Below are 25,062 nucleotides of genomic sequence, written 5' to 3'. Positions count from 1 at the left end.
TAAAGATTCCTAGAATCAAATAAGTCCAGAATTCTGGAATATATTCCGGATTTCTGGACTTTTTAAACCTATACAATTCCATATTTCTTTAACTTTTCGTACATGGACGATTTACTGATGCCAAGAGCATTTGCTGCTGCTATTCGGTCATTATTATATTTGCTCAAGCTTTGTGACAGAATCCGCTTCTCTGTTTCCTCAAGAATATCCTTCAAATTCTTTTTTCCAACCGGATATACAGCAGTTTCTTTCATATAATCCGGCAATGATTCTGTGGTGATAGTTTCATTGCTTGTCAGGTGAATGGATGCCTCGATTACATTTTCAAGCTCCCTGATATTTCCGGGCCAGCTGTATTGATGAAACTTTTCTATGACTTCCTCTTCAATTGCACTTATTCTCTTTCCCGATTTTTTCGTTATTTTCTTGATAAAGCTGTCGATTAGAAGGGGTAAGTCCTCCATCCTGTCGCGCAAAGAAGGAACCATGAACGGCACTACATTAATTCGATAAAATAAATCCTCCCTAAAACGCTTTTCCTCCATCATTTTTTCGAGCGGTCTGTTAGTTGCAGCAATAATCCGGACATCCACTTTAACCGGAGAAGTTGACCCAACACTTTCAATCTCGCCTTCCTGCAGGGCACGCAATAGCTTCACTTGCATATTAAGCGGCATATCCCCGATTTCATCCAAAAACAAGGTCCCTCCATCTGCGAGCTGAAATTTTCCTTTTTTACCGCCCTTTTTCGCCCCTGTAAAAGCTCCCTCTTCATAGCCAAACAGTTCAGACTCCAGCAGATGTTCAGGAATGGCCCCGCAGTTAATTTTTACAAATGGCTGATGGCTCCTGTTGCTGAGCTGATGAATGCTGTGGGCAAACAGTTCTTTGCCGGTCCCGCTTTCCCCGCGGATTAAAACGGAAATATCACTGGCTGCCACCATTTTCACCTTTTCTTTCAGGCTGTGAATCTGGCTTGAGCTTCCTAATATATCATCGAGGCTGTATTTTACACTTGGATCAATTCCCTGGATATAGCTCTGGATTTTTGTGAGCATGCTCTTTACATGGCTGTTCATTTGCATCCATTCCTTTGTATCCCTAAAGAAAACCGTCCCGAATGCGCCAATTACCTCGCCATCAGAAAAAATGGGAATGCGGTTTGCTATCATATAGTTGCCTCTTATAAATTGCAAGTCCGCAATTTCTTCCTTTCCTGATTCTGCCACTATATGCATTCGTGAATTTTCAATAACCCCCGATACATGCTTCCCCAGAACCTGTTCCCTCTCCACCTCAAGGAAATCGCAATAATTTTTATTGATGTAAATGATCGTTCCTTCTTTATTTACAACGACAAGCCATCCAAAGGCGTTTTCTACAATGGTTTCAACCATTTGAACAGGCAAATCAAATAATGCACTTTTCATTTTTGATCCCCTCATTTTGGACATTCTACTATTATAAACACCATTTTATCATATTTTTCTGACAACAAATTCATTTCAATAGGTATTCCATTTGCGTTTACTGTCCATACCATTAGTAATCCGTGCAGACATGGGAGGTGTTTCAGCTGAAAGGCATATATTTGATCAATCCCCACTGGCAATACTTAAACAAGCCCAAAGAAGAATGTATTCAGCTGCAAAAACAGGCACTGGAATCCTATATTTTGAACCATAATATTTATACAGTGAAGCTAAATCAATGGCAGCTGAACGACTACTACACCATTCCACATGCCCTATTGTATGATTTGAAGAAAAAGAAAGCAGAGCTGGATATCCTGCTTCTTTATTCTGAAGAGGTCCTTGAAGACTTTATCCATTCTTATCCGGCGAGATGGCTGATTCTGAAAAGCTTCTTCAATGAGGTTGTATTTTGCGCTAACCAAAAAGAGAACTCTCTTGAAGGCGCAGGTTAAATCAATTACAAGTCACAAAAAACCTGCAGCTCCAAACTGCAGGTTTCATTCTTTCGTTTATACTTATGAAACATGCGCCAATTCTTTAGACTCCTTTAATTTCCGGTCATATACAAGAGTCGTCAGAATGGCAAAGACAAATAGAACCATTAATACAGCAAACAGCATGGAGATTCCATAAAGATCAACCAGAATCCCCCCCAGTAAAGGGCCGATCATCCTTCCGCCTGTAGCTGTGCTGTTTACGATTCCCTGGTAAAACCCTTCCCTCCCTTTAGGAGCAAGCTGGTTGGCAATGGTCGGAACAGCTGGCCATATCAGCATTTCGCCTACTGTCAGAATAACCATGCTGATGACAAATGCGGAGAACTGTTCTGCGATCGCCGCAACAGCAAACGAGCCAATAAATATAACCATTCCGGCGACCATCTGAATCTTTAATGTTTTAAACCATTTTACCATTGCACTGATAACCGGCTGCCCCAAGACAATCAGGGCTCCATTAATAGTCCACAGCAAACTGTATTGCTTTAACGAAATGTTCAGCTCCTGTGTATAAGCGGCAATAGTTGATTGCCATTGAACATATCCTACCCAGCACAATAAATAGCCCGCACATAATATGAGCAGCGCATAAAGCTTGGTATGATTTTTAACCATGCCATTTTCCTGAAGGATGGAGGTCTGCTGACCGGAAACTGTACTTATTCCCCTGTAGCCAAAAACAGCGATCAATAAAAAAATGATATACATAACAGTATTGGCCAGAAAAATTAACTGAAAAGAGTACGAGGCCACAAGACCGCCAAGAGCAGCACCAATGGCCACACCTGCGTTCTGGGCTACATAGATGGCATTGAAGGCTTTGCGTCCTCCTTCTTTCCAGACTGATCCGGCCATCGCAAACATAGAAGGAAAAACAATCCCGGATCCAAATCCGACAAAGGTAAGGAATACCACATATGCAGGCCAGCCATGCCAAAAGGTCAAACCGAGGAGCGCCATTACTGTGATGACAATTCCAAGAAGAATCGAACGATAGCCGCCAACTTTATCATAAAGGCTCCCCCCTATTAAATTTCCTGCGACACTGGCAGCTGCATTCACCATTAGTACCAGGCCGGCTACCGATAAGGATTTGCCTAAGTGATCATGAATGTAGATTGTATTAAGAGGCCACAAAAAAGAAGATCCGGTTACATTCACTGCCATCCCAATAATTAAAAGCCATAAGGTCCGTGGCATAAGATAACGCCCCTTTTTTCGTATTTTTTATGTTTAGCCGGTGCATTATCTCCCGGACACTATTTCGAAATCCAAAATAATTTTAGTTGGTTTTTCCTGTCCTTGCAATAGGTTTTTAATCGATTTTAATAGACAGAATACTTCTTCTTTTTCACTTAAAGATTCAGAAAAGTAAAGCCCCGATCCTCGGTGGATCGGGGCTTTGCCATAATTATTTATGACGATTGTTCCGGTTCTGGATGAAATTTCGATTTAACAGGCTGTCCGCCTGATTTTTCATAGTTCTTTTTCGACTGCTTTACCGCGTCGAAGTTCCGGCCAAATTCAACATCCTGGTTATTGGCGCCATTGCGGGTCTTTTGTTCCGGATTGTTTTGTTTTGATCGCTTTTTTACCATCTGTGAACCACTCCTTAATGAGGAAGAATTATCATCTGATTTTGGAGCTGCTGCAGCTGGAGCCTCATACGATGAAGCTGTTCCCGCTGCTGGGAGTTGGCGCTATGGGCCATCTGGGTTATATCATTATAAGCAGCTTCCAAAGACTGAAGCGCATTGGAGTATTCAAAATCATTGTAATGCTCCTGTGTTCTTCCCGATTCAAACTGCTCCTGCGCAAAACGGATTGCATCCTCACACTGCTGAAGAAGTGTATCCATTGATTCACGGGTTGCCATGGTATGTTCCCCTCCTTGAAGAATGGGTATAGAAGCTTGCATGCTTCATGAATTAGTTTGTTCATTTTTCCGTAATCCTTACCACTGTATTTCCTGCCAATTCCCCTTTTATAAGGTTTTACGTCATGATAAGATTAATTTTATGAAAGCACTCATAATGATTTTCACCATATAGATTACTCTTTGATTAAGGAGGGATAATTGTGGATAAAGTAAATCCTTTTCCATATGCATCCGATAATAAACGGTACCATACATGGAATTATCATTTGCGCAGTGAATTTGGCCATAAGGTTTTTAAAGTGGCACTTGATGGCGGCTTTGATTGCCCAAATCGTGATGGCACGGTCGCACACGGAGGGTGTACGTTCTGCAGCGCCGCCGGTTCTGGAGACTTTGCCGGGAACCGCACTGATGATTTGGACACACAGTTTAATGCAATCAAAACAAAAATGCATCATAAATGGAAAGACGGAAAATATATGGCCTATTTTCAGGCTTTTACAAATACACATGCCCCTGTTGAAGTGCTTCGTGATATGTATGAGCGGGTGCTTGAGCAGGAAGGGGTTGTCGGGCTGTCTATTGCAACCCGCCCTGACTGCCTGCCTGATGATGTAGTTGACTATCTGGCAGAGCTTAACAAGCGGACTTACCTCTGGGTAGAGCTCGGGCTGCAGACTGTACATGAAAGAACTGCCCTGTTAATTAACCGCGCACATGATTATCAGTGCTATGTGGAGGGAGTAAGCAAGCTCCGCAAACATGGAATCCGCATCTGTTCCCACATTATTAATGGGCTTCCGCTTGAAACACCTGAAATGATGATGGAAACCGCCCGGGAGGTTGCGAAGCTGGATGTACAGGGAATTAAAATCCATCTCCTTCATTTATTAAAGGGAACCCCGATGGTTAAACAATTTGAAAAAGGCATGCTTGAGTTTCTTTCTCTTGATGAATATATAAATTTAGTATGTGATCAGCTGGAAATTTTACCGCCGGAAATGATTGTACACCGCATCACCGGTGATGGGCCCATCGACTTGATGATCGGGCCAATGTGGAGTGTTAATAAGTGGGAAGTCCTTAATGGCATTGATGCAGAATTAAAGCGAAGAAACAGCTGGCAAGGTAAATTTTACAATCCAAGTCAAGTGGAGGCATTGTCATGAAGCTTGAAAGAATCTTACCATATGCAAGACAGCTGCTTGAGAAAGCAATATCACCTGGAGATATCGTTATTGATGCCACTCTGGGCAACGGCCATGATACAGTATTTCTGGCTGATCTGGTGGGACCTAACGGCAGAGTTTATGGATTCGATATTCAGGAAGAGGCTGTCATGAGTACAAAAACACGCCTGGCTGATCACCAACTGTCAGACAGGGCTACCCTTTTCCAAACAGGTCATGAACACATTCTTGAGAATGTACCGCCTGTCCACCATGGAAAAATAACAGCAGCCATATTTAATTTAGGCTACTTGCCCGGGGGCGATAAAGATATTGTCACCCGTCCGCAGACAACCATTTCTGCCATCGATCAGCTTTTAGAATTGATGGCTCCGGAAGGGATTATTCTTTTGGTGATTTATCACGGCCATATAGAAGGTGCTGTAGAGCGCGATTATCTGCTCCGATATGTCAAGCAGCTGGATCAAAGCCTCGTCCATGTTTTGCAGTATCAGTTTATTAATCAAAAAAATAACCCGCCGTTTATCGTTGCAATTGAAAAACGTTAATATGATGTAAAAGCCTGCAAAAAAATTGCAGGCTTTTACTTATTTCACAAAGACTTTTGCAAAACAGAAGGCATCATCTTCTGCACTGTCCGGTAAGCTCTTCCGTTCACATAAAAGAAATAGCTCACCATTCCGCCTGTCCTGATCATGCTTTTGGCTAATCTTCTGACATTCCGCTGCTTCCGAACCTTATCATCAGAGAGATAGACCCCCAGCAGGCCGCGATTAATCAGTTTATGAAAATGTTTATGAGGCAGCTTTTCCGTATGCTTGTCTGCCTCTGCAACAAAGTGCTTCAATCTCGAAAACAATCTCTCTTCGCTTTCATAGTAAAAGCAGAAATTCAAGTCTCCCCCGGCCTTGTCCTCTTCCTGATCAATCAGATAATCAAGCAGAATGTGGAGGCCCTGGATGTAAGGAAAATATCCATTTCTTATATTAACCGCATGCTCCGCTTTAAAATCATCTCTCAGTGCGTAGGAAACAAGGCAGAAAATCCCGAGTGTCGAACCCGAGCAGGCAGAAAACTCATACCATTCCATCTCGGGTATATCTGAACGATAGTGGTCGAACCAGTTTTGCAGCCGGGGTACTCGTTCTTCGACTGCGACATGCTTATGTATTTGCAGATCACAATAGTAACGGCATAATTCAAGCAGATGTCTTTTTATATGGGAATATTGATCGAGACTCGACAGCACTTCCCTGCAGGATGCTGCTAAATCTGCAAGATAATTTCCATCATCCTGCTCACTTCTCAGCCGATAATAATTTTTCCCTTCTGCGTCAATATCCAGGGCATCCTCCATTGACTCATGAAGTGCGGCAAAATCTCCGGGATCAAGCGAGGTGCTCCGGTCGCAAAGATTGTCCAAATAATCACTGATTGTCTGATAAGCGACAATGAACTTAATCGCTTGTTCATATTTTTCCTTTGCCATCAATGACATAATAGCTCCACCTTCACAGTGAAACGTTTTATGTTCAATGCTGGCAAGAGCCTGCTTTCTTAACTCCGGATCAGGAATTGCTTCCGCCCGGCCCTTCCAATATGCAAGCTCCTTATGGACAGCAGGCAGAACCTTCCGATAGACATGTGACATCAGGCTAATTGGCATGGAAGGGACACTCATGACAGCAGATACCTCCTTTTGATAAGGTCTGGTGAATAACTTAAGGAAATCACTAAACCACATAACCCAGCGCCTTTAATTGGCTGTTCACGAAATCTTTCGCATATTCAAATACCTCTTCACGTTCAGGTTCATTGAAGACTTCGTGGTAGCACTTTGGCCACTCTTTGAACCTTTTTTCTGAGAAAGGCGCAAGGTTAAACCATTCTCTGACAGTTGTTTTATTCACGATTTTATCATCGCCGCCCTGAACTACGAGAAGGGGTACATCCTGGATATTATCAAGATTCTCAAAGGCAATCTTTATGGCATAAATAAGTTCTCTGTACCATCTGACCGAAACTTTTGTCACATACAGTGAATCATTTATATCAGCATCAAGAACATCCTGATTCCGCGTCGCCATGTCCACTGACAATCCTGCATCCATTTTCAGGCCGGGCATCACTGAATTGAGTCCAAGCGATAAAAAATTCAGTAATTTCGAAGGCTGCTGAACTAAACCTAAACATGGGGATGACAAAATCACTCCAGCGAGATTCATTCTTTCTTCCTGCAGCAGGCGAATGGCAATCAGTCCGCCCATGCTGTGTCCCAAAAGAAAAACCGGCAATTCAAATTCATAGGCAGCCTGTACCCAATCTTTAACTTCAATGATATATTCATCGAAGGAATCAATATGGCCCCTTCTGGATCTTGTAGTCATTCCCTGGCCAGGAAGATCTCCCATAATGACATGGAAACCGGCCAAGCGCCACATTTCAATCAGCCAGCCATAACGGCGGTGATGCTCCATTGCCCCATGAACCATGACAATAACGCCTTTTGCCTCTCCTTCAGTTTCCCACTTCCACATAGTCAATCCTCCCTGCCTTTTTACGTACGATCTTATGTAATATATTATAGCCTAGATGCAAAAATTGTTCATGAATCAGCCCCTTAAAAACCAAAATAACGTTTATGATGCCTCATATGATAAAATCAAAATAATCCAACTAATACAGGAGTGTTTACAGATGATCTATCCATATAAAGATAAAGAACCTAAAATTGCAGAATCCGCATTTATTGCAGATTTCACTACCATTACCGGAGATGTTGAAATTGGGGAGGATTCCAGTATCTGGTTCAACTCCGTCATACGCGGGGATGTTGCACCAACTATCATCGGCAGGAAGGTTAATATCCAGGACAATTCCGTCCTGCATCAGAGCCCGAATAACCCGCTTATACTGGAAGACGAAGTAACAGTAGGCCATCAGGTAATCCTTCATAGCTGCATTATCCGCAAGAAAGCTCTAATTGGAATGGGCTCGATTGTCTTAGATCAGGCAGAAATCGGGGAGGGAGCATTTATTGGTGCAGGCAGCCTTGTTCCGCAGGGAAAGAAAATTCCGCCCAATACGCTTGCATTCGGCAGGCCTGCAAAAGTGATCCGTGAGCTGACACCGGAAGATATTAAAGATATGGAACGGATCAGCAGGGAATACGCTGAAAAAGGCCAATACTATAAGTCTTTGCAGAAAAAGCGGAAATAACTCTCCAGCCTTAATAGAATGAGAAATAGGCCGATATTAAATATAAGGCAATAGCTATTGGCGGGTGAAGGAATTGAAGATTTATATCGGGGCAATTGTTCTATTCTTATTATTAATAGTGATATTCAGAAAAACCATAATAAAAACGGCACCCATGTTTTTAATTGTCTTCATCCTTGTTTCTGCAGCATTTGTTTATGACAATCTTGCAGGAAGCAAGCCTCCATCTGCCGTGAACAAAATAAAATCCTGGCTTTCTGAACCAGCTGAGAAAGCCACTGCTTTTCTTGGAAACAGCACGGAAGTAATTAAGATCAAGGAAAAAATAATTATTGATGCACCCGCAATCAATCAGTTTCCTGAGCTCCCCAGGGGATGCGAAGTCACGAGCTTATCCATGCTCCTGCAGCATGCAGGGATCAAGGCTGATAAAATGACACTTGCTAAAGAAATAAAGAAAAACCCTGAGCCTTATCGTATAGAAAACGGAAAAATCTATTTCGGACACCCGAATGAAGGCTTCATAGGCGATATGTACTCCTTTGATAATCCTGGTCTGGGTGTTTATCATAAACCCGTAAAAGAGCTTGCGGAAAAGTACATGCCTGGCTCCATTGAAGACCTTACCGGATCCGATTTTGAAGACTTAAAGATTCATTTGTCAGATGGCAGACCTGTATGGATAATTATCAACACAGCCTATAAACAGCTGTCTGATGACTTTTTTCAGACCTGGCATACTCCGAGCGGAAAAATTCAGATTACCTATAAAGAGCATTCAGTCCTGATAACGGGCTATGACCAGAAATACATGTACTTCAACGACCCGCTCACAGGCGAAAAAAATAAAAAAGCACCCATACACGATTTTGAAAAAGCATGGGTGCAGATGGGAAAGCAGGCTATTACCTATGTCCCATAAGAAAAGCGGAAGCGCCTTGCCCACCCCCGACAAGCACAAGACGAACCTTCCGGAAAGGCGTCCTTTGCCTTTTTGGGAGGGGTGGCTTGTGACCTCGAGGGGGTAGGCGCTGGAGCTAGACAATTATCTAAATTAAGAAAGTTATACATTCTTATACCTAAAAGCGTCCACCAGGGTATTCCTGATGGACGCTTTTGATTAGCCTTTAAGAGGCTGCAAATCTTTATCTAACAAGTATTCTTTTTCAAAGGAGTATTTTTTCTCCACATATACCTGATGCCAAACCATGAACATCAGAACTGTCCAGATTTTGCGGCTGTTGTCCGCTTTATCCTGACAATGGTCTTCAAGCAGCTGCAATACATAGTCTTTATTAATCAGATGCTCTGTATTGCTTTCACGGATGATATTCTTCGCCCACTCATTCATTTCGTCCTTCAGCCAGTGGCGGATTGGCACAGGGAACCCAAGCTTTTTGCGGTTCAGCACATGATCCGGAACGACTCCTTCGGCAGCTTTGCGAAGAATATACTTCGTAGTGCCATTTGCCGTTTTCAGGCTGGTCGGTATTTTAGAAGCCACTTCAAAAACTTCTTTATCAAGAAACGGAACACGAAGCTCGAGAGAATGAGCCATCGTCATTTTGTCCGCCTTTAATAAAATATCTCCTCGCATCCATGTATGAATGTCGATATACTGCATGCGATCAACCGGATCATAGCCGCGGCTTTCTTCATATAAAGGTTTCGTGATATCTGTATAATTTAAATTGTCTTTATATACATGAAGCAGACTGCGCTTCTCTTGTTCTGTAAACATTTTTGCGTTTCCGATGTAGCGCTCTTCCATTGGCGTAACACCGCGTTCAATAAAGCTTTTTCCCTTCATACCCTCAGGCATCATGCTTGCAATCAAACGAAGAAGCTTTTTGCCGATGGCAGGAATTTTATTGAAGACTTCAAGGGATTGTGGTTCACGGTAAATATTATAGCCGCCAAACAGTTCATCGGCTCCCTCACCCGAAAGAACGACGGTTACGTGCTTACGGGCTTCTCTTGCCACAAAATAAAGCGGCACACATGCCGGGTCGGCAAGCGGATCGTCCATGTGCCACATGATTCTTGGAATTTCATTCATGTATTCCTCAGGAGTAATGATATAGCTGATGTTTTCGACTCCCAGCTTCTCTGCTGTTTCTTTCGCTACATCCACCTCGCTGAAGCCATTGCGTTCAAAACCGACTGAAAATGTTTTAATAGCAGGATGGAATTCCTTCGCAATCGACGCAATGATGGAAGAATCGATTCCGCCTGAAAGGAAAGAACCTACAGGAACATCGGCACGCATATGCATTTTGACCGAGTCGAATAACACGTCTCTGATTTCTTTTGTAAAATCAGCTTCTGATTTCTGCACTGGATGGAAAGCAGCTTTCCAATAGCGCTTAATATCCATCGGAGCACCGATTTTTTTAGTAAAATAATGGCCTGGCTCCAGCTTGTGGATTCCCTCTGACATTGTGTTTGGCTCAGGCACAAACTGATAGGTCAGATAATGCTGCAGGGAGTCATAGTTTAATACATCATTCTGAAGTGCCAATAGAATGCTCTTCTTCTCTGATCCAAAGAACGTGCGGTCTCCCTTATCGTAATAAAAGAAAGGTTTAATCCCAAATGGATCTCTGGCTCCATATAAAGACTGCTCCTGTTTATCCCATATGACAAACGCAAACATACCGCGCAATTTTTCAACAGCTTTTTCTTTCATATGGCTGTAAAGGGCAATGATGACTTCTGTATCTGAGCTTGTTTCAAACCTTAAGCCAGCTTTGAGAAGTTCTTCACGTAGTTCCACATAGTTGTAGATTTCACCATTAAAGATAATCCAATAACGCTCATTCTCGTAAGTCAGCGGCTGGTGTCCGCTTTCAATATCGATAATGCTAAGCCGGCGGAAGCCAAATTGAATATGATCATCAAAATAGTATCCTGAGTCATCCGGACCCCGGTGTGTAATGATATCATTCATATTTTGAAATTGTTCTTTATCTGCGTCACGGTAATTTTGTGCTTTTTCATGTACACAACCAATAAAACCACACATTATGTACGTCACCTACTCCATTCTATTCTCGATATTTAGATATAGCCTTAACGGCTCTTTGTCTTAGAAAACATACCCTATAATACTACCACTAATCATTTATAATTAGCACGTGGATTATAAAAAAAATATGTGCGGAAAATTAAGCCATTATCCGAAGTTTAAACGATAACATATAATTATAAACGACTAAAGAGCATAAAGACCGAAAAGTGAATTATCACCCTATATGTATAAAGACGCAAAAAAATAAGCGGGAGTTACATAGTAAATGCAACTCCCACTTTTAAATTTATTATTCAGCTTCAGAACGAAGAATTTCTGCCTTGTCAGTACGCTCCCAAGGAAGGTCAACATCTGTACGTCCGAAATGTCCGTAAGCAGCTGTCTGCTTGTAAATTGGGCGGCGAAGGCCAAGCATGTTAATAATTCCTGCAGGGCGAAGATCAAAATGCTTTCTTACTAAATCAACTAATACATCTTCATCCACTTTACCGGTTCCAAATGTATCAACAGAAATTGAAACAGGCTGTGCCACACCGATTGCATAAGCAAGCTGAACTTCCACTTTTTCTGCCAAACCGGCTGCTACAATGTTCTTCGCAACATAACGTGCGGCATATGCAGCAGAGCGGTCAACCTTCGTAGGATCCTTGCCGGAGAAAGCGCCGCCGCCATGGCGTGCATATCCGCCGTAGGTATCAACAATGATTTTGCGTCCAGTCAGACCAGCATCCCCTTGAGGTCCGCCGATAACAAAACGTCCAGTCGGGTTGATGAAGTACTTTGTATTCTCATCGATTAGTTCTTTTGGAACAACCGGGTTAATAACATGTTCCTTCAGGTTGCGCTGGATTTGCTCCAGGCTGATTTCAGGGTGATGCTGAGTAGAAATAACGATTGTGTCAATTCGGACAGGCTTGTCATTTTCATCATACTCAACCGTTACCTGAGTTTTTCCATCCGGACGAAGGTAAGGAAGGATCTCTTCTTTACGAACTTCAGTCAGGCGGCGGGAAAGTTTATGTGCCAAAGAAATCGGAAGAGGCATAAGCTCCTTCGTTTCGTTGCAGGCAAAACCGAACATTAAGCCCTGGTCTCCTGCACCGATTGCTTCGATTTCCTGATCGCTCATTTGCCCTTCGCGTGCTTCAAGTGCCTGGTCAACACCCATTGCGATATCTGCAGACTGCTCATCAATGGAAGTTAAAACTGCACATGTTTCTGAATCGAAACCATATTTAGCACGGGTATAACCGATTTCTTTTACCGTTTCACGAACGATTTTTGGAATATCTACGTATGTAGATGTTGTGATTTCACCTGCAACTAATACAAGTCCAGTTGTTACAGAAGTCTCTGCAGCAACACGGGCATTCGCATCTTTAGCTAAAATCGCATCTAAGATTGCATCAGAAATTTGGTCACAGATTTTATCCGGATGACCTTCAGTAACTGATTCAGAAGTAAACAAACGACGTTTTGTTGACATCTGGCTTCCTCCTTATAAATAGAAAATTGAGCGAGAAATAAGAAATGGGGAAGCGGAAAAATAATTTTTCCCTGTCATTTCATGGATCTCTGTTTGATACGGAACTCATTCCCTTAGTAGTATGAAATAAACATGGAGTTTTTATTAGAAAAATAGACAGCGCCGGCAAGAATGCCAGGTATCCATGATTCATAAGCATGCCAAAAACTCACATAAATAGTACATTCCAAAAGCCGTTCATCCCATTGCCTGTGCAAAATAAAAAACCTTCTCATTAGTGAAAAGGTTGAAAGCAAATCGATTCGCGCCTTTCACTCTTATCGTTCAAGGAATTACGTCCTTGCGTCAGGTTAGCACCTTTGCTGATTATTGCCTTTAGCAGGTTGCTGGGTTTCATAGGGCCTGTCCCTCCACCAGCTCGGGATAAGAGAGTATCCGTTCAAGGTTGAATCATACCGTATTTTATCGAACCATGTCAACAGATTTTGATTATTTTTCACCGTTAAATTTCGGCTTAAAAATGTAAGCTTCCCCCTTACAGAGAACAGCTTCCATCGTCACACTTTTTCTTTAGAAATTTTTGCCTGTTTTTCGCAATCCATTTGTATACCGGATCACCGAGAATTGCAGTGAATGGTACATATAAAAAGATGCTGATGAAAAAGGATGCAGGAAAGAGGAACAGCAGTCTCCTTACCGCATAGTACCCCTTTATCACGCTGCCGGAGGGGGTAATAATATGAAGCTCCCTCCGCAAATCGTGTCTGGAAAATGAGATAGACCCAGGCTCTTTTTCATATTCCTGCAGGGAAATCCACTCCACTTTATTCAGCCAATCGAGTTTTTTAAGGATTCTCTTTGTTTCCTTGCATAAAGAGCATGTTCCATCATATAGGGCAATTGTCTTCATTTTAGATCAGTCCCATGGTAAAATTAACACTTTCTTCTATAATAGCATATATCGGTTATAAGGCGATTAAAGTGGATTACTTGTCCAATTGTGACAATTTAATAACAGAGACAAAAAAGTTTCGTAATAGTATAGACTAATCATTTCAATGTGTTATACTAATTTCGAGATGTAATCACTTTCATAAAAAAATCGGGAAAAAGGAAGGTATTCATCAGATGAACTCTGTAAGCATATCAAACGAATTGAGTGAATTATTAAATGGCAGCAACATTCAAGTGCAATTATCCGTTCCTCAGCTTGTGGAAAAAGTTTTAAACCGCAATGAAGGGTCCCTTACTTCCACTGGGGCTGTACGCGCTACCACAGGAAAGTATACAGGGCGTTCCCCTAAAGATAAATACATTGTTGAAGAAGCATCAAATAAAGATAAAATGGACTGGGGCAGCGTAAACCAGCCAATCTCTGAAGAAGCATTCTCTAATCTTTATAATAAAGTAATCAATTACTTAAAAGAAAAAGAAGAAGTATTTGTTTTCAAAGGCTTCGCAGGTGCTGATAAAAAACACCGCATGCCTATCCAGGTGATCAATGAATATGCCTGGCATAACCTTTTTGCACACCAGTTATTCATTCGCCCGGCAGAAGACGAGCTATTGGATCATCAAGCAGAGTTCACAGTCATTTCTGCTCCAAATTTCAAAGCAGACCCTGCTGTTGACGGCACAAAGTCCGAAACATTCATTATCATTTCATTCGAGCGCCGCACTGTTTTAATTGGCGGAACAGAATATGCAGGAGAAATGAAAAAGTCAATCTTCTCTGTTATGAACTATATGCTTCCTGAAAACGGAATCCTTCCGATGCACTGTTCAGCAAACGTTGGACGTGAAGGTGATGTGGCTTTATTCTTTGGCTTATCCGGAACTGGAAAAACAACTTTATCTGCAGATCCGAACCGCAAGCTGATCGGTGATGACGAGCATGGCTGGTCTGCGAATGGAGTCTTCAATATTGAGGGCGGATGCTACGCGAAATGCATCAACTTATCCCGTGAAAAAGAACCGCAAATTTTTGATGCAATCCGCTTTGGAGCTGTGCTGGAAAATGTGGTGGTAAACAGCGAAACCCGGGTTGCAGATTACGATGACAGCACTTTAACTGAAAATACACGTGCGGCATACCAGCTTCAGGCCATCGATAATATCGTTGACCCAAGCATTGCCGGACACCCTAATACAATCGTATTCTTAACAGCTGACGCATTTGGCGTATTGCCTCCAATCTCTAAACTGTCAAAAGAGCAGGCAATGTACCATTTCTTAAGCGGCTATACATCCAAGCTTGCAGGAACTGAGCGCGGCATTACATCACCGCAGGCAACGTTCTCTACATGCTTTGGATCACCTTTCCTTCCGCTTCCTGCAAATCGTTATGCTGAAATGCTTGGCGAGAAAATCGATGAGCATAACGCAAAAGTCTTCCTTGTAAACACAGGATGGACTGGCGGAGAGTATGGAGTCGGCGAACGCATGAAGCTTGCCTACACCCGTGCTATGGTGGAAGCAGCACTCGAAGGCGAACTAAACAACGTAGAAACAATCAAGGATGAAATTTTCGGTCTGGAAATTCCTCAGCACGTGACAGGAGTGCCTGATGAAGTTCTTCAGCCAAACAAAACATGGGCAGATCAGGCTGCGTATGAAGCGAAAGCAAAAGAGCTTGCTGCTAAATTCCGTGAAAACTTCAAGAAGTTTACAAGCGTTTCTTCTGACATTGAAGAAAAAGGCGGACCAATCGCATAATAGAGAAAGAATTGCCGTTTGTGCGGCAATTCTTTTTTTTTTGAGTTTGCAGAAACACATTGAACAAAAAAACGCCGGACTCTGTCCAGGCGCGCTCTTCTAGTTTGTTGAGTTTAAGGAAACAAGCTGATAAGTAATGAGTGTCTGGCTGTTTTCCCATTCCACTTTTCGGATGACTCCCATTCCGTTCAGGTCGCCGTCAATTGTTCTTTTTACTTCGACCGGGATATCGAGCGGATATAATCTGTACCCTTCTTTGACAAGTGAAAAGTAATTCTCATCAAGTCTTTTTTCCCTTCCCTTTGTCACGATCATTGTGTTCAGCTCTAAAGGCATACCCATTGGTATCTCTCCTTCATTCTTTATACTTTCCTCTATTTTACCCCACCTTTTTCTGCTCTGAAAGCCTTTAAGCGAAAATCATTTGTCATTCATGACTTTTCATCCACGCACCTAAATCCTCTACCGTCTTCCGGTTTACGGCCGGCGGAAAGTAGTGGGTATAGTCAGGGAAATACCAGCTATCCACTTTTTTGTTAAGAGCCTTCAGCCTTTTTTCGAGGCGATAGGAATGCTCCACCGAGACATTATGATCCTGTTTTCCATGAATGATTAAGACAGGTGCCTGCAGCTGCTCCAGCTGAAAAAGCGGGGTGCGGTATTTATACCGTTCCGGAAACTTTGTCGGAGTTCCGCCTATTACCCGTTTCATCATTCTCCGGAGGTCCTTGCGCTCCACATAGGTGAGAAACATATCACTGACCCCTCCCCATGTTACAATGGAGGCGGCTTGCGGAAACTCGATTGCAGTAAGCAATGCCATTACGCCGCCTCGGGAAAAACCAAATATATGAACTCTTTTTACCCGGGCATGCTCCTGAAGAAGGGTAAACGCAGCAAACGCGTCCTGTCTGTCCTCCCCTGCAAAGTCTTCGTTTCCATCTCCTCCTTGATTTCCTCTGTAAAAAGGCGCGAATACAATAAAACCTTCACAGGCAAACTGGACAATCCGGGAAGGCCGTACTTTCCCGACATTTTTTATACCCCCTCTTAGGTAAAGGAATCCATCATATAGCTCCTCCCCCTTTGGCTCTGCCAGCAGGCCTTTTATATGTAATCCATTTGCCTGATAAGTAACAACAGATAATTCAATTGCCGGATTTGGCGAAGGGAATCTCTGTTTATTGATGATTTGGCCGTTCCTGAATTCCATTTTCTCATCCTCCCTCTTGAGGCTTCCTTTTAGTTTGAGCTTTTAGACCTTCCTCTAAAAATATTTCCATGGGCATTCACACATTTTTTCGATTTTCATACGATATCCTAGGCTTTTTAATCTGACTTTTTAGCATAAGGGAGGTCTTATGGCTTATGAAAAAATGGATAAAAACCAGCATGCTGCTTATGCTTGCAGTGATACTGATCGTTCCATTGGCAGCCTGCGGAAAGGATGAAATGCAAACCGTCCGCATTGCTGAAGTGACACGTTCCATCTTCTATGCTCCACAATATGTAGCCCTTGAGAAAGGTTTCTTCGAAGAAGAAGGACTAAAAGTAGACCTTACAACAACAGCCGGCGGAGATAAAACAATGACCGCGCTCCTGTCGGATAGCGCTGATATTGCGCTAGTAGGTTCAGAAACTTCCATTTACGTTTCGGCACAGGGCTCCAATGATCCGGTCATTAACTTTGCACAGCTTACCCAAACGGATGGAACATTCCTGGTTTCGCGCAATAAAATCGATAACTTTTCATGGGATATGCTGGAAGGCAAAACATTTTTAGGTCAGCGTAAAGGCGGCATGCCGCAGATGGCCGGTGAGTTTGTATTGAAAAAGCATGGCATTGACCCGCACCAGGATTTGGATTTAATCCAAAATATTGATTATGCCAATATTGCTCCAGCTTTCGCTTCCGGCACTGGTGAATTTGTCCAGCTTTTTGAACCTACTGCAAGTGTATTTGAAAAAGAAGGAAAAGGATATATTGTTGCTTCCTTTGGAACCGAATCCGGACATATACCTTATACCACATTCATGACGAAACAAAGCTATATTGATGAAAATAAGGAAACAGTCGAGAAATTTACGAAAGCAATTTATAAAGCACAGAAATGGGTTGAGGAGCACAGCGCGAAAGAAACGGCAGAAGCCATTCAAGGATATTTTGACAACACTGAGCTTGAAATCATTGAAATGGTAGTAGACCGCTATAAGAGTCAGGGATCTTTTGCAACAGATCCTATTCTGGATACTGAAGAATGGGATAACCTGCAGAACATCATGGAAGAAGCAGGAGAGCTCCCTAAGCGCATAGAGCACGGTACACTTGTCAACACAGATATTGCTGAAGGGGTAATGAAGTAACTAAACGAAAGAGGAGGCCGACATGGATTTTTTGAAAGTTGATGCTGTCCACCACACTTATTTTACAAAAACCTCTGCTGTCACGGCCCTCTCCGATGTTTCGCTTGATGTGGAGGAAGGAGAATTTGTTTCCTTCCTCGGTCCAAGCGGATGCGGCAAGACAACATTGCTTTCCATCATAGCAGGCCTGTTTGAACCCACAGAAGGCACTGTCACACTTGAAGGAAAGCGGGTTGAAACAGCAGAAAATGAAATTGGCTATATGCTTCAGCAGGATTATCTTTTTCCCTGGAAGAACATTGAAGAAAATATACTGCTGGGGCTGAAAATCGGGAATAGCCTCACTCCTGACAAAAAAGCTTATGCACTGAAGCTCCTTCAGGAGATGGGACTGAAAGGTGTAGAGTCACAGTTTCCGAAACAGCTTTCAGGGGGAATGCGCCAGCGGGTTGCTCTTGTAAGAACACTTGCAACCGGGCCAAAGCTGCTTATGCTTGATGAACCCTTTTCCGCATTGGATTATCAAACCAAACTAAAGCTTGAGGATCTGGTCTCTGACACGCTTAAATCTTTCGGAAAGACGGCCATACTGGTTACCCATGATATTGGCGAGGCAATCAGCATGAGTGATCGTGTTTTTCTCTTCTCCGCAAGGCCCGGACAGCTTCATAAGACATTTGTAATACCTAAAGAATTACGAGATGAGACTCCTTTTAACGCAAGAAATCATGAAGCATATCCAGCTATTTTTCAAACTATATGGAAGGAGCTGGAGTCCCTTGAGCCCGCAGGAGAATGTTAAATTCCTCCACCAGAAATATATCCGGTCGCTAAACCGTGAAAAGAAATGGGTCCGCTTCTATCAGGCTGTCATATTTATCGTGTTTTTTTCAGGCTGGGAGCTTGCAAGCCAAAAGCAATGGATTGACCCGCTGATTTTCAGTGCGCCTTCTAAAGTATGGGGATTATTTTTAACCAAACTACAGGATGGCACCTTGATGGTGGATTTAGGCTACACTTTGTCAGAAACGGTATTTGGGTTCATTTTGGGCACTTTTTTAGGCACATTCCTGGCAGCCATCCTCTGGTGGTCACCAATGCTTTCAAAAATAGCGGATCCCTATCTGGTTGTCCTGAATTCAATGCCAAAAGTTGCTCTTGGCCCTATTTTAATTGTCGCTCTAGGCCCGAGCTTTACTTCGATCGTTGCCATGGGTGCGATTATCTCGATCATCATCACAACCATTGTCGTGTATACATCTTTCAAAGAAGTAGACCCCAATTATATTAAAGTGCTTCAGACCTTTGGGGCAAATCGATTTCAAATCTTCAGGGAAGCCATTTTGCCTGCTTCATTTCCGACCATCATTTCAACATTAAAGGTGAATGTGGGGTTATCCTGGGTAGGGGTGATCGTCGGCGAATTCCTTGTATCCTCAAAAGGTCTTGGATACATGATTATTTACGGCTTCCAAGTATTCAACTTCACCCTTGTAATGCTTTCATTGCTTGTAATTGCTGTTTTTGCAACAGTGATGTATCAGCTGGTTGAACTCCTGGAGAGAAAACTAATTAAGAATGGTTCATAAAAAAAAACGGCAAACCGCATGCCGTTTTTTATTTTTCCTTCAAAATTTTTTTTAGGCTCTTTTCAACTACCTTATCCTTCATGATGAAGCTGTATTGACTGTTCCACCTGTCTTCAAGCAGGTTTTCCCCTGTCAGGATGGGACCGTTTGTTTCAAAGTATTGATTTGTATTATTGAGGTTCTCCACTTCTGCGAAAAAAATAGCTTTGACAAAACGCTCATTGTCCAAGTTAACTTCATATTCACCAATAAAATGCAGACTATTTAAGTCTGCTCCGGTTTCTTCATATACTTCTCTTCTGGCTGCCTCTTCAAGAGACTCACCCTGTTCTCTTTTACCGCCAGGAAATTCCCAGCCCCTTTTTTTATGATTCGTCAGCAGCCATTGATCACCATAGCGGCAAATGACCAAAACGTGTTCAGGCTCTGTTTCGAATGCTCTTTTATTAAAAGACATGCGCACTTTCCCGCCGTTTTCATCCAAAAAGGTTTCCATGCTTTTCCCTCACTCGATAAGTAAATTTTGATGTTTCCATTATAAAGGTTAATCACGTTTTTAAAAACTTCTGGGGCTAAAGTATTAAATTACATATTTTTGAAACTTTTCTCCTTTTTTGCCCGTAAAATTAGGTGACTAACATAAATAGAGGAGTGTATATCTTGAAAAAGTCTCTCGCAATCCTTACCGGCTTCTTCATGATTTTAATGTTGACTGCATGTAATGAAACAGCCAAACCAGTTAATGAATCAGCAGCCGGCACAGAAAAGAAAGAAGCAAAAACAGAAGAATCTTCTGAAATGACCTTGGAGGAAGTTTTAAAGAAATCAACGGAGGCTTCGGAAGAGCTAAAAAGCTTCTCAGTAAAAATGGATATGAGCCAGGAAATGAGCTCGGGTGCTGAAGGGGAAAATATGAATATCGATTCTGTCATTGACATGGATGTCACAACAGATCCAATGGCTTTTTATCAGAAAATGACTATGTCAATGGCAGGCGCAGAAGAATCCTATGATATTGAAAGCTATTTTACGGAAGAAGGCATGTTTCTATATGCAGCCGATCAGCAATGGATGAAGTTCCCTAAAGAAATGTCTGATGATTTGCTACAAATGTCCAGCCAGCAAACGAATCCTGGTGAGGAATTGAAGAAACTGCAGGAATTTGTGGACGATTTCACCTTTGAACAGGACTCCAAAAGCTATATCCTGAAGTTGAAAGCCGATGGAGAAAAATTCAATGATTTCGTGAAGGAAACGGCAGCAGAAACGCTCCCGCCTGAATTGGCCGCCAATGGTGAAATGCTTGATAACATGAACATCAAAGGCGTGGAATATGAAATTGTGATTGATAAAGAAACTTTTTACCCAAGCGCGCTGAATATGATTATGGACATGGAAATCACGGCTGAGGGCCAAAAAATCTCCATGAAGCAGAACATGAACGGCCAATACTCAAACTATAATAAAGTTGAGGCTATTGCCGTTCCACAGGAAGTTCTTGATACAGCTGTGGAAATGGAAATGTAGAAAAGCTGAGGTGCGGCCTCAGCTTTTTATTTCTACTATTATTTATTTTAGTACTTCGAGAGCTGTCTAGCTTCAGCGCCTACCCCCTCGAGGTCACAAGCTTGTCTTGTTGCGGCTCCTAGGGACTCGAGACATAAGCCAATCCTTCCAGAAGGAAAGAACACCTTCTTGCAGGGCTCGTCTTATGCTTGAGGCCCGCAGGATGCGGGTCATGCAGACGTTGCCACAGGACGTGGCGCTCTTAGTCTGCATTCCTTAAAAGGGCAGTCGCCTCCACATTTCGGTTTGTCTTGTTGCGGCTCCTAGGGACTCGGAGTCATAAGGCGTTTCCACAGGATGTGGCGCTTTTAGTCTGCGTTCATACGTGAGCAAGGCGCTTCCGCTTTTCTATTTATGTTCCTCTTCTGTCAGGATTCCCATGCTTTCAATATGCTTTCTTGCTTCATCATCTCCAAGATCATAAATCATCCCATATATTTTTTTCATTGTGTCATCATAGGCATCATTTTCACGGTCATAGTGGTATTGAACATAAGGAACATGGGCTCTGAAAAAATTTTGCCATTCTGTTGAATAGTTCTGGTCAAAATATTCTCTTAAGGCAATAATTTCATCATCATTTGCCTCAATTTTATAATTCCAGGTGGAGTCAGTAGCACTTTGAGAAATCTCACCCGAACCAAGCGTTATATAATACGTCTTTTTATTTCCTTCCAATCCTGTCAGCCCCTTTTTTGTTCATTCCTGTGACGCAGATTCAACACCGGTCAATTTTTCTTTACATAGCACAATATTTTTCATTTCTGTAGTTATCGTATCCCACATTTATGATAAAATTATACAAAATTACGATCATTCTTGTTAAGCTGACATATACTAAGTTAAACAAATTGGAAGTCAGCTTTTCCAATTTACATGGGGTGAATATTTTTCTGCATCAGGGGTATTAAATTAAGTATACTATAGAAAACCGGAGATTTTTTTAAGGAGGTGTTACCATGAAACTGATTGATGAGCTATATGAACTTTACAGGAATAAGCTGACTGGTGATGAAGAAGATATCGATATGCTCGCTTTTGCCTTCTTAGAAGAAATGGACAGGGAAGACCTGCTGAATATTATCAAGGACCTTGATAATCAGGAATTATATGATTTAATGGGGCTTTATTTAATTGAGAGCTTAAAAGGGAAATTTGCCAGTGAAAATTACGGCCAGCGCAGAAGCCCGATCATTCACCACAGGAACATACACTAAACTATACATATCCGAATTTAGAATAACGATCCATATACTCGAAGGCGGCGTGAAGCCGCTTTTTTATTTGGCTTTGCGTTTAATTTATTGCTTTGCGTTTATCAATATTGTCCGTTGATTTCCGCTCCAGGCTGCTCAGCGAACCGCGGGGCGAGCGGTGAGCCTCTTCGACGCTGTGCGTCTGCGGGGTCTCACCTGTCCCGCTACTCCCGCAGGACTTTGAATAAGCTTCCTTGAGTAGACACCGCACGAAGAAAATGCGATAGCATTTTCGAGGATCTCGCACCTTCCGCTACAATCAACTCAGTAAATATAATACAAATAGCATCAAACTTTGCGAAAAAAGCCCTTATTTTTCAAAAATAAAAAGACCAGCTGTCCAGCCAGTCTTTGTTTATTATCCAAGGTATGCTTTAAGCATCCAGATATGTTTTTTCAAGCTTTGCTTTACAGCAATCAGCATGTCGCCTGTTCCTTCATCTTTGGCTTCTTCTGCAAGCTCGATTGCTTCCTGAAGCTCGTCCACCATTTTTTCAAAGTCGTCAACGACAGATTGAACCATTTGTTCTTCATTTTCTTTACCTGTCGCTTCTTTAAGGGAACTGGTCTCCAGAACTTCCTTCATCGTTGCAACCGGTTTAGCCTCAAGAGCAAGGATTCTCTCAGCCAATTCATCTACATGTACGTTAGCTTCATTATACAGCTCTTCAAATTTTGCATGAAGGGTAAAAAAGTTTTTCCCTTTAATATACCAATGATAATTGTGAAGCTTTACATATAGAACTGTCCAGTTTGCTACTTGCTGGTTAACAGCTTGTACTAATTCTTTACTCATAATAATCATCCTCCCAACAATAGAATACCCACATTGAGAGAATTAAAACCTGTACAAGGCCATGGCGAAATTTTTCATTATTGAGCTGCTTTCATGGTAGAATATTGAGTGAAAAGGGGGAGAAATATGTATACGGTATTAGTCATATCGATCATTATCGTGATTGTGGTTCTGCTGCTGAGCGTCATAACTACTTCAAAGGCTTACCAATTCAAGCATACGGTAGACCCGATTGATCCGCTTCCTGACAGCAACAAGGAACACAAAGAGGCTAAAGAGGAGCAAGAAGATAACCAAAACCGTTCATAAGCATACGCTATCATATAAACAGCCTCCGTACAGCCGGAGGTTTTCTTTTTAAAAGGACGGAAAAATACATGTGGAGAGGACATTAAGATGGATATATACTCCATGATGCTTACAGTATTTTTAGTATTAAATATTATCCTGGCTGTATTTGTTATCTTTCTGGAGCGAAGGGACGCAGGCGCCACATGGGCATGGCTCATGGTTTTATTCTTTCTTCCTCTTCTTGGTTTTTTCATGTACCTCTTCTTTGGACAGAATTTAACCCGAAGAAAGATGTTCCAATGGGAAGACCGCAAAAAAATTGGAATTGATGAACTGCTGAACAACCAAATCAGAGGAATTAAGGAAAAGGATTTCCATTTTCGCAATGAGATCATTGAAAAATCCAAAGACCTTATTTACATGCATCTTGTAAACAATGATGCAGTATTGACCCAGGATAACGAGGTCAGAATTTTTACAGACGGGAAAGAAAAATTCAATTCACTTGTAGAGGATATAAAAAGAGCAACCGATCATATTCACCTGCAATATTATATCTTCAAGAGAGACAATCTTGGAAAAAGCTTAATTACTCTCTTAACGGAAAAAGCCAGGGAAGGCGTTAAAGTCAGGCTTCTCTATGATGAACTTGGCTCAAGGAGCCTGCATAAAAGGGCATTTAAAGAGCTGATTGCTGCAGGAGGAGAAATTGAGGCCTTTTTCCCTTCGCGGCTGCATTTTATCAATCTAAGAATCAATTACCGGAACCACCGGAAAATTGCCATCATTGACGGACGGATTGGGTATGTTGGCGGTTTCAATGTCGGGGATGAATATCTCGGGCTGAATCCAAAGTTCGGGTATTGGCGTGATACCCATCTAAGAATCAGAGGAAGTGCTGTCCATTCTCTGCAGACCCGCTTTATCCTGGACTGGAACCAGGCTTCCCACCGCCATGATATTTTCTATGCTCCTGAGTTTTTTCCGCTGTGCGAGTCTCAGGATAGCGTAGGGATGCAGATTGTTACCAGCGGTCCGGATTCTGAATGGGAACAAATTAAAAATGGTTATATAAAAATGATTTCATCTGCACGTAAGTCCATATATATCCAAACCCCATATTTCATTCCTGATGCAAGTCTTCTGGATGCCTTGAAAATAGCTGCATTGTCAGGTGTGGAAGTAAACATTATGATTCCGAATAAACCTGACCACATGTTTGTTTATTGGGCCACTTACTCCTATATTGGGGAAATGCTAAAAGTAAATGCAAATATCTATATATACGAAAATGGCTTTATCCATGCAAAAACCCTGATTGTGGATGAAAAAGTATCATCGGTAGGAACTGCGAATATAGACGTGAGAAGCTTCAGGCTCAATTTTGAGGTAAATGCTTTTATTTACGATCAGGATGTTTCAAAAGAACTGACTGAGAGCTTTAAGGAAGATGTCCGGCTTTCAGCAAACCTGTCTGCAGGAGATTACAGAAATAGGCCCTTGAAGATAAAGTTGAAAGAATCCATCTCAAGGCTGCTTTCGCCAATATTATAAAACGGGCTGAAAAAATCAGCCCGTTTTCTTTATCGCAGTCTATCGGGCAGTAAGACCCCCACTTCAAGACTCAGAGAAATCAAAGGAGGATAAGTGGGGGTCAAACTGCCCAATCTAGCTGCGGCTCCTAGGGGCTCGAGGTCATAAGCCAATC

Annotated in this window: 27 protein-coding genes and 1 riboswitch; of the genes, 13 read left to right on the top strand and 14 right to left on the bottom strand. The window is 42.2% G+C overall.

Features of this window, described 5'->3' with window-relative positions:
• Positions 1–68 precede the first annotated feature (68 nt).
• Positions 69–1,430, bottom strand: a complete 1,362-nt coding sequence (locus AC3WTL_RS10650) for a sigma-54 interaction domain-containing protein (protein WP_048007817.1) — start codon at positions 1,428–1,430, stop codon at positions 69–71.
• Positions 1,431–1,567: 137 nt separating this feature from the next.
• On the opposite strand from AC3WTL_RS10650, the gene AC3WTL_RS10645 reads away from it, so the two are divergent.
• The gene (locus AC3WTL_RS10645) at positions 1,568–1,927 is read left to right on the top strand and encodes a hypothetical protein (protein ID WP_227888101.1); all 360 of its coding nucleotides are present in this window, start codon (positions 1,568–1,570) and stop codon (positions 1,925–1,927) included.
• A gap of 63 nt (positions 1,928–1,990) precedes the next feature.
• Here AC3WTL_RS10645 and AC3WTL_RS10640 read toward each other — a convergent pair whose 3' ends face one another.
• The 3 genes from AC3WTL_RS10640 to AC3WTL_RS10630 form a co-directional block, all read right to left on the bottom strand.
• Positions 1,991–3,172, bottom strand: coding sequence for an MDR family MFS transporter (locus tag AC3WTL_RS10640; RefSeq protein WP_492369407.1), 1,182 nt, complete (start codon positions 3,170–3,172; stop codon positions 1,991–1,993).
• A 215-nt stretch (positions 3,173–3,387) separates the two neighbouring features.
• A complete protein-coding gene (locus tag AC3WTL_RS10635; RefSeq protein WP_492369406.1) occupies positions 3,388–3,570 on the bottom strand; it encodes a glycogen biosynthesis protein GlgD in 183 nt (60 codons plus the stop codon).
• A 14-nt stretch (positions 3,571–3,584) separates the two neighbouring features.
• Positions 3,585–3,848, bottom strand: coding sequence for a YtzC family protein (locus AC3WTL_RS10630; RefSeq protein WP_048007820.1), 264 nt, complete (start codon positions 3,846–3,848; stop codon positions 3,585–3,587).
• A gap of 203 nt (positions 3,849–4,051) precedes the next feature.
• Here AC3WTL_RS10630 and mnmL point away from each other — a divergent pair, with 203 nt between their 5' ends.
• Complete coding sequence (mnmL, locus tag AC3WTL_RS10625; protein ID WP_197213006.1) at positions 4,052–5,020, top strand: tRNA modification radical SAM protein MnmL/YtqA; 969 nt, start codon at positions 4,052–4,054, stop codon at positions 5,018–5,020.
• Positions 5,017–5,589 (top strand): tRNA 5-(aminomethyl)-2-thiouridylate-methyltransferase MnmM, encoded by a 573-nt coding sequence (gene mnmM, locus AC3WTL_RS10620; protein WP_492369405.1) that lies wholly within the window; start codon positions 5,017–5,019, stop codon positions 5,587–5,589. The genes mnmL and mnmM overlap by 4 nt, the downstream gene beginning before the upstream one ends.
• Positions 5,590–5,633: 44 nt before the next feature.
• On the opposite strand, the gene AC3WTL_RS10615 is transcribed toward mnmM, so the two are convergent.
• Entirely contained in the window at positions 5,634–6,722 is a 1,089-nt protein-coding gene (locus AC3WTL_RS10615; RefSeq protein WP_492369404.1) for a tetraprenyl-beta-curcumene synthase family protein, read from the bottom strand.
• A gap of 52 nt (positions 6,723–6,774) precedes the next feature.
• The gene (locus tag AC3WTL_RS10610) at positions 6,775–7,578 is read right to left on the bottom strand and encodes an alpha/beta hydrolase (protein ID WP_492369403.1); all 804 of its coding nucleotides are present in this window, start codon (positions 7,576–7,578) and stop codon (positions 6,775–6,777) included.
• Between the two features lie 160 nt (positions 7,579–7,738).
• Here AC3WTL_RS10610 and AC3WTL_RS10605 point away from each other — a divergent pair, with 160 nt between their 5' ends.
• Together AC3WTL_RS10605 and AC3WTL_RS10600 are read left to right on the top strand one after the other, a co-directional pair.
• Positions 7,739–8,260: a gamma carbonic anhydrase gene (locus AC3WTL_RS10605; protein WP_048007824.1), complete on the top strand. Its 522-nt coding sequence runs from the start codon at positions 7,739–7,741 to the stop codon at positions 8,258–8,260.
• A gap of 73 nt (positions 8,261–8,333) precedes the next feature.
• Positions 8,334–9,182: a C39 family peptidase gene (locus AC3WTL_RS10600; protein WP_492369402.1), complete on the top strand. Its 849-nt coding sequence runs from the start codon at positions 8,334–8,336 to the stop codon at positions 9,180–9,182.
• A 198-nt stretch (positions 9,183–9,380) separates the two neighbouring features.
• Here AC3WTL_RS10600 and asnB read toward each other — a convergent pair whose 3' ends face one another.
• From asnB to AC3WTL_RS10585, 3 genes are all read right to left on the bottom strand, one after another.
• Positions 9,381–11,285 (bottom strand): asparagine synthase (glutamine-hydrolyzing), encoded by a 1,905-nt coding sequence (gene asnB / locus AC3WTL_RS10595; protein ID WP_492369401.1) that lies wholly within the window; start codon positions 11,283–11,285, stop codon positions 9,381–9,383.
• Between the two features lie 295 nt (positions 11,286–11,580).
• Complete coding sequence (metK, locus tag AC3WTL_RS10590; RefSeq protein ID WP_048007827.1) at positions 11,581–12,777, bottom strand: methionine adenosyltransferase; 1,197 nt, start codon at positions 12,775–12,777, stop codon at positions 11,581–11,583.
• A 314-nt stretch (positions 12,778–13,091) separates the two neighbouring features.
• Positions 13,092–13,207: riboswitch (SAM riboswitch) on the bottom strand.
• A gap of 105 nt (positions 13,208–13,312) precedes the next feature.
• The gene (locus AC3WTL_RS10585; RefSeq protein WP_492369400.1) at positions 13,313–13,687 is read right to left on the bottom strand and encodes a thiol-disulfide oxidoreductase DCC family protein; all 375 of its coding nucleotides are present in this window, start codon (positions 13,685–13,687) and stop codon (positions 13,313–13,315) included.
• Between the two features lie 218 nt (positions 13,688–13,905).
• On the opposite strand from AC3WTL_RS10585, the gene pckA reads away from it, so the two are divergent.
• On the top strand, positions 13,906–15,492 hold the full coding sequence (gene pckA / locus AC3WTL_RS10580) for a phosphoenolpyruvate carboxykinase (ATP) (RefSeq protein WP_076261850.1): 1,587 nt from the start codon (positions 13,906–13,908) through the stop codon (positions 15,490–15,492).
• Between the two features lie 99 nt (positions 15,493–15,591).
• Here the strand turns inward: pckA and AC3WTL_RS10575 are convergent, their stop codons facing one another.
• A complete protein-coding gene (locus AC3WTL_RS10575) occupies positions 15,592–15,834 on the bottom strand; it encodes a DUF2584 domain-containing protein (RefSeq protein ID WP_048007830.1) in 243 nt (80 codons plus the stop codon).
• A gap of 85 nt (positions 15,835–15,919) precedes the next feature.
• A complete protein-coding gene (locus AC3WTL_RS10570) occupies positions 15,920–16,705 on the bottom strand; it encodes an alpha/beta hydrolase family protein (RefSeq protein WP_048007831.1) in 786 nt (261 codons plus the stop codon).
• 155 nt (positions 16,706–16,860) lie between these two features.
• Between AC3WTL_RS10570 and AC3WTL_RS10565 the strand changes: the two genes are divergently transcribed.
• From AC3WTL_RS10565 to AC3WTL_RS10555, 3 genes are read left to right on the top strand one after another with little or no spacing between them, the layout of a single operon-like run.
• Positions 16,861–17,856 carry an ABC transporter substrate-binding protein gene (locus AC3WTL_RS10565; RefSeq protein ID WP_492369399.1) on the top strand — a complete coding sequence of 332 codons (996 nt, stop codon included), beginning with the start codon at positions 16,861–16,863 and terminating at the stop codon, positions 17,854–17,856.
• A 22-nt stretch (positions 17,857–17,878) separates the two neighbouring features.
• Positions 17,879–18,658: an ABC transporter ATP-binding protein gene (locus AC3WTL_RS10560; RefSeq protein WP_492369398.1), complete on the top strand. Its 780-nt coding sequence runs from the start codon at positions 17,879–17,881 to the stop codon at positions 18,656–18,658.
• A complete protein-coding gene (locus tag AC3WTL_RS10555) occupies positions 18,636–19,445 on the top strand; it encodes an ABC transporter permease (protein WP_135147777.1) in 810 nt (269 codons plus the stop codon). Before AC3WTL_RS10560 ends, AC3WTL_RS10555 begins: the two co-directional genes overlap by 23 nt.
• A gap of 28 nt (positions 19,446–19,473) precedes the next feature.
• Here the strand turns inward: AC3WTL_RS10555 and ytkD are convergent, their stop codons facing one another.
• A complete protein-coding gene (ytkD, locus tag AC3WTL_RS10550) occupies positions 19,474–19,941 on the bottom strand; it encodes an RNA deprotection pyrophosphohydrolase (protein ID WP_492369397.1) in 468 nt (155 codons plus the stop codon).
• Positions 19,942–20,105: 164 nt separating this feature from the next.
• On the opposite strand from ytkD, the gene AC3WTL_RS10545 reads away from it, so the two are divergent.
• Complete coding sequence (locus AC3WTL_RS10545) at positions 20,106–20,972, top strand: DUF6612 family protein (RefSeq protein WP_492369396.1); 867 nt, start codon at positions 20,106–20,108, stop codon at positions 20,970–20,972.
• A gap of 387 nt (positions 20,973–21,359) precedes the next feature.
• Here AC3WTL_RS10545 and AC3WTL_RS10540 read toward each other — a convergent pair whose 3' ends face one another.
• Positions 21,360–21,689 (bottom strand): hydrolase, encoded by a 330-nt coding sequence (locus AC3WTL_RS10540; RefSeq protein WP_492369395.1) that lies wholly within the window; start codon positions 21,687–21,689, stop codon positions 21,360–21,362.
• 281 nt (positions 21,690–21,970) lie between these two features.
• Between AC3WTL_RS10540 and AC3WTL_RS10535 the strand changes: the two genes are divergently transcribed.
• The gene (locus AC3WTL_RS10535) at positions 21,971–22,228 is read left to right on the top strand and encodes a DUF6154 family protein (RefSeq protein WP_035330414.1); all 258 of its coding nucleotides are present in this window, start codon (positions 21,971–21,973) and stop codon (positions 22,226–22,228) included.
• Between the two features lie 397 nt (positions 22,229–22,625).
• Here the strand turns inward: AC3WTL_RS10535 and AC3WTL_RS10530 are convergent, their stop codons facing one another.
• Positions 22,626–23,063: a Dps family protein gene (locus AC3WTL_RS10530; protein WP_048007838.1), complete on the bottom strand. Its 438-nt coding sequence runs from the start codon at positions 23,061–23,063 to the stop codon at positions 22,626–22,628.
• A 126-nt stretch (positions 23,064–23,189) separates the two neighbouring features.
• Here AC3WTL_RS10530 and ytzI point away from each other — a divergent pair, with 126 nt between their 5' ends.
• The gene (gene ytzI, locus AC3WTL_RS10525) at positions 23,190–23,372 is read left to right on the top strand and encodes a YtzI protein (RefSeq protein ID WP_492369394.1); all 183 of its coding nucleotides are present in this window, start codon (positions 23,190–23,192) and stop codon (positions 23,370–23,372) included.
• An 87-nt stretch (positions 23,373–23,459) separates the two neighbouring features.
• Entirely contained in the window at positions 23,460–24,908 is a 1,449-nt protein-coding gene (cls, locus tag AC3WTL_RS10520) for a cardiolipin synthase (protein ID WP_492369393.1), read from the top strand.
• The last annotated feature ends 154 nt before the right edge of the window (positions 24,909–25,062 follow it).

This window comes from Cytobacillus sp. EB106-05-05-XG126 (assembly GCF_058791715.1).
This window is presented reverse-complemented; position numbering and strand designations above follow the sequence as displayed.

Coding starts and splice junctions, on each gene's coding strand:
- ytkD (WP_492369397.1), bottom strand. CDS start 19,941: ATGGAAACCTTTTTGGATGAAAACGGCGGGAAAGTGCGCATGTCTTTT.
- AC3WTL_RS10585 (WP_492369400.1), bottom strand. CDS start 13,687: ATGAAGACAATTGCCCTATATGATGGAACATGCTCTTTATGCAAGGAA.
- AC3WTL_RS10530 (WP_048007838.1), bottom strand. CDS start 23,063: ATGAGTAAAGAATTAGTACAAGCTGTTAACCAGCAAGTAGCAAACTGG.
- pckA (WP_076261850.1), top strand. CDS start 13,906: ATGAACTCTGTAAGCATATCAAACGAATTGAGTGAATTATTAAATGGC.
- AC3WTL_RS10535 (WP_035330414.1), top strand. CDS start 21,971: ATGAAACTGATTGATGAGCTATATGAACTTTACAGGAATAAGCTGACT.
- AC3WTL_RS10560 (WP_492369398.1), top strand. CDS start 17,879: ATGGATTTTTTGAAAGTTGATGCTGTCCACCACACTTATTTTACAAAA.
- AC3WTL_RS10565 (WP_492369399.1), top strand. CDS start 16,861: ATGAAAAAATGGATAAAAACCAGCATGCTGCTTATGCTTGCAGTGATA.
- AC3WTL_RS10605 (WP_048007824.1), top strand. CDS start 7,739: ATGATCTATCCATATAAAGATAAAGAACCTAAAATTGCAGAATCCGCA.
- AC3WTL_RS10575 (WP_048007830.1), bottom strand. CDS start 15,834: ATGGGTATGCCTTTAGAGCTGAACACAATGATCGTGACAAAGGGAAGG.
- mnmM (WP_492369405.1), top strand. CDS start 5,017: ATGAAGCTTGAAAGAATCTTACCATATGCAAGACAGCTGCTTGAGAAA.
- AC3WTL_RS10650 (WP_048007817.1), bottom strand. CDS start 1,430: ATGAAAAGTGCATTATTTGATTTGCCTGTTCAAATGGTTGAAACCATT.
- AC3WTL_RS10610 (WP_492369403.1), bottom strand. CDS start 7,578: ATGTGGAAGTGGGAAACTGAAGGAGAGGCAAAAGGCGTTATTGTCATG.
- ytzI (WP_492369394.1), top strand. CDS start 23,190: ATGTATACGGTATTAGTCATATCGATCATTATCGTGATTGTGGTTCTG.
- asnB (WP_492369401.1), bottom strand. CDS start 11,285: ATGTGTGGTTTTATTGGTTGTGTACATGAAAAAGCACAAAATTACCGT.
- cls (WP_492369393.1), top strand. CDS start 23,460: ATGGATATATACTCCATGATGCTTACAGTATTTTTAGTATTAAATATT.
- AC3WTL_RS10635 (WP_492369406.1), bottom strand. CDS start 3,570: ATGGTAAAAAAGCGATCAAAACAAAACAATCCGGAACAAAAGACCCGC.
- AC3WTL_RS10640 (WP_492369407.1), bottom strand. CDS start 3,172: ATGCCACGGACCTTATGGCTTTTAATTATTGGGATGGCAGTGAATGTA.
- AC3WTL_RS10630 (WP_048007820.1), bottom strand. CDS start 3,848: ATGGCAACCCGTGAATCAATGGATACACTTCTTCAGCAGTGTGAGGAT.
- AC3WTL_RS10615 (WP_492369404.1), bottom strand. CDS start 6,722: ATGAGTGTCCCTTCCATGCCAATTAGCCTGATGTCACATGTCTATCGG.
- metK (WP_048007827.1), bottom strand. CDS start 12,777: ATGTCAACAAAACGTCGTTTGTTTACTTCTGAATCAGTTACTGAAGGT.
- AC3WTL_RS10570 (WP_048007831.1), bottom strand. CDS start 16,705: ATGGAATTCAGGAACGGCCAAATCATCAATAAACAGAGATTCCCTTCG.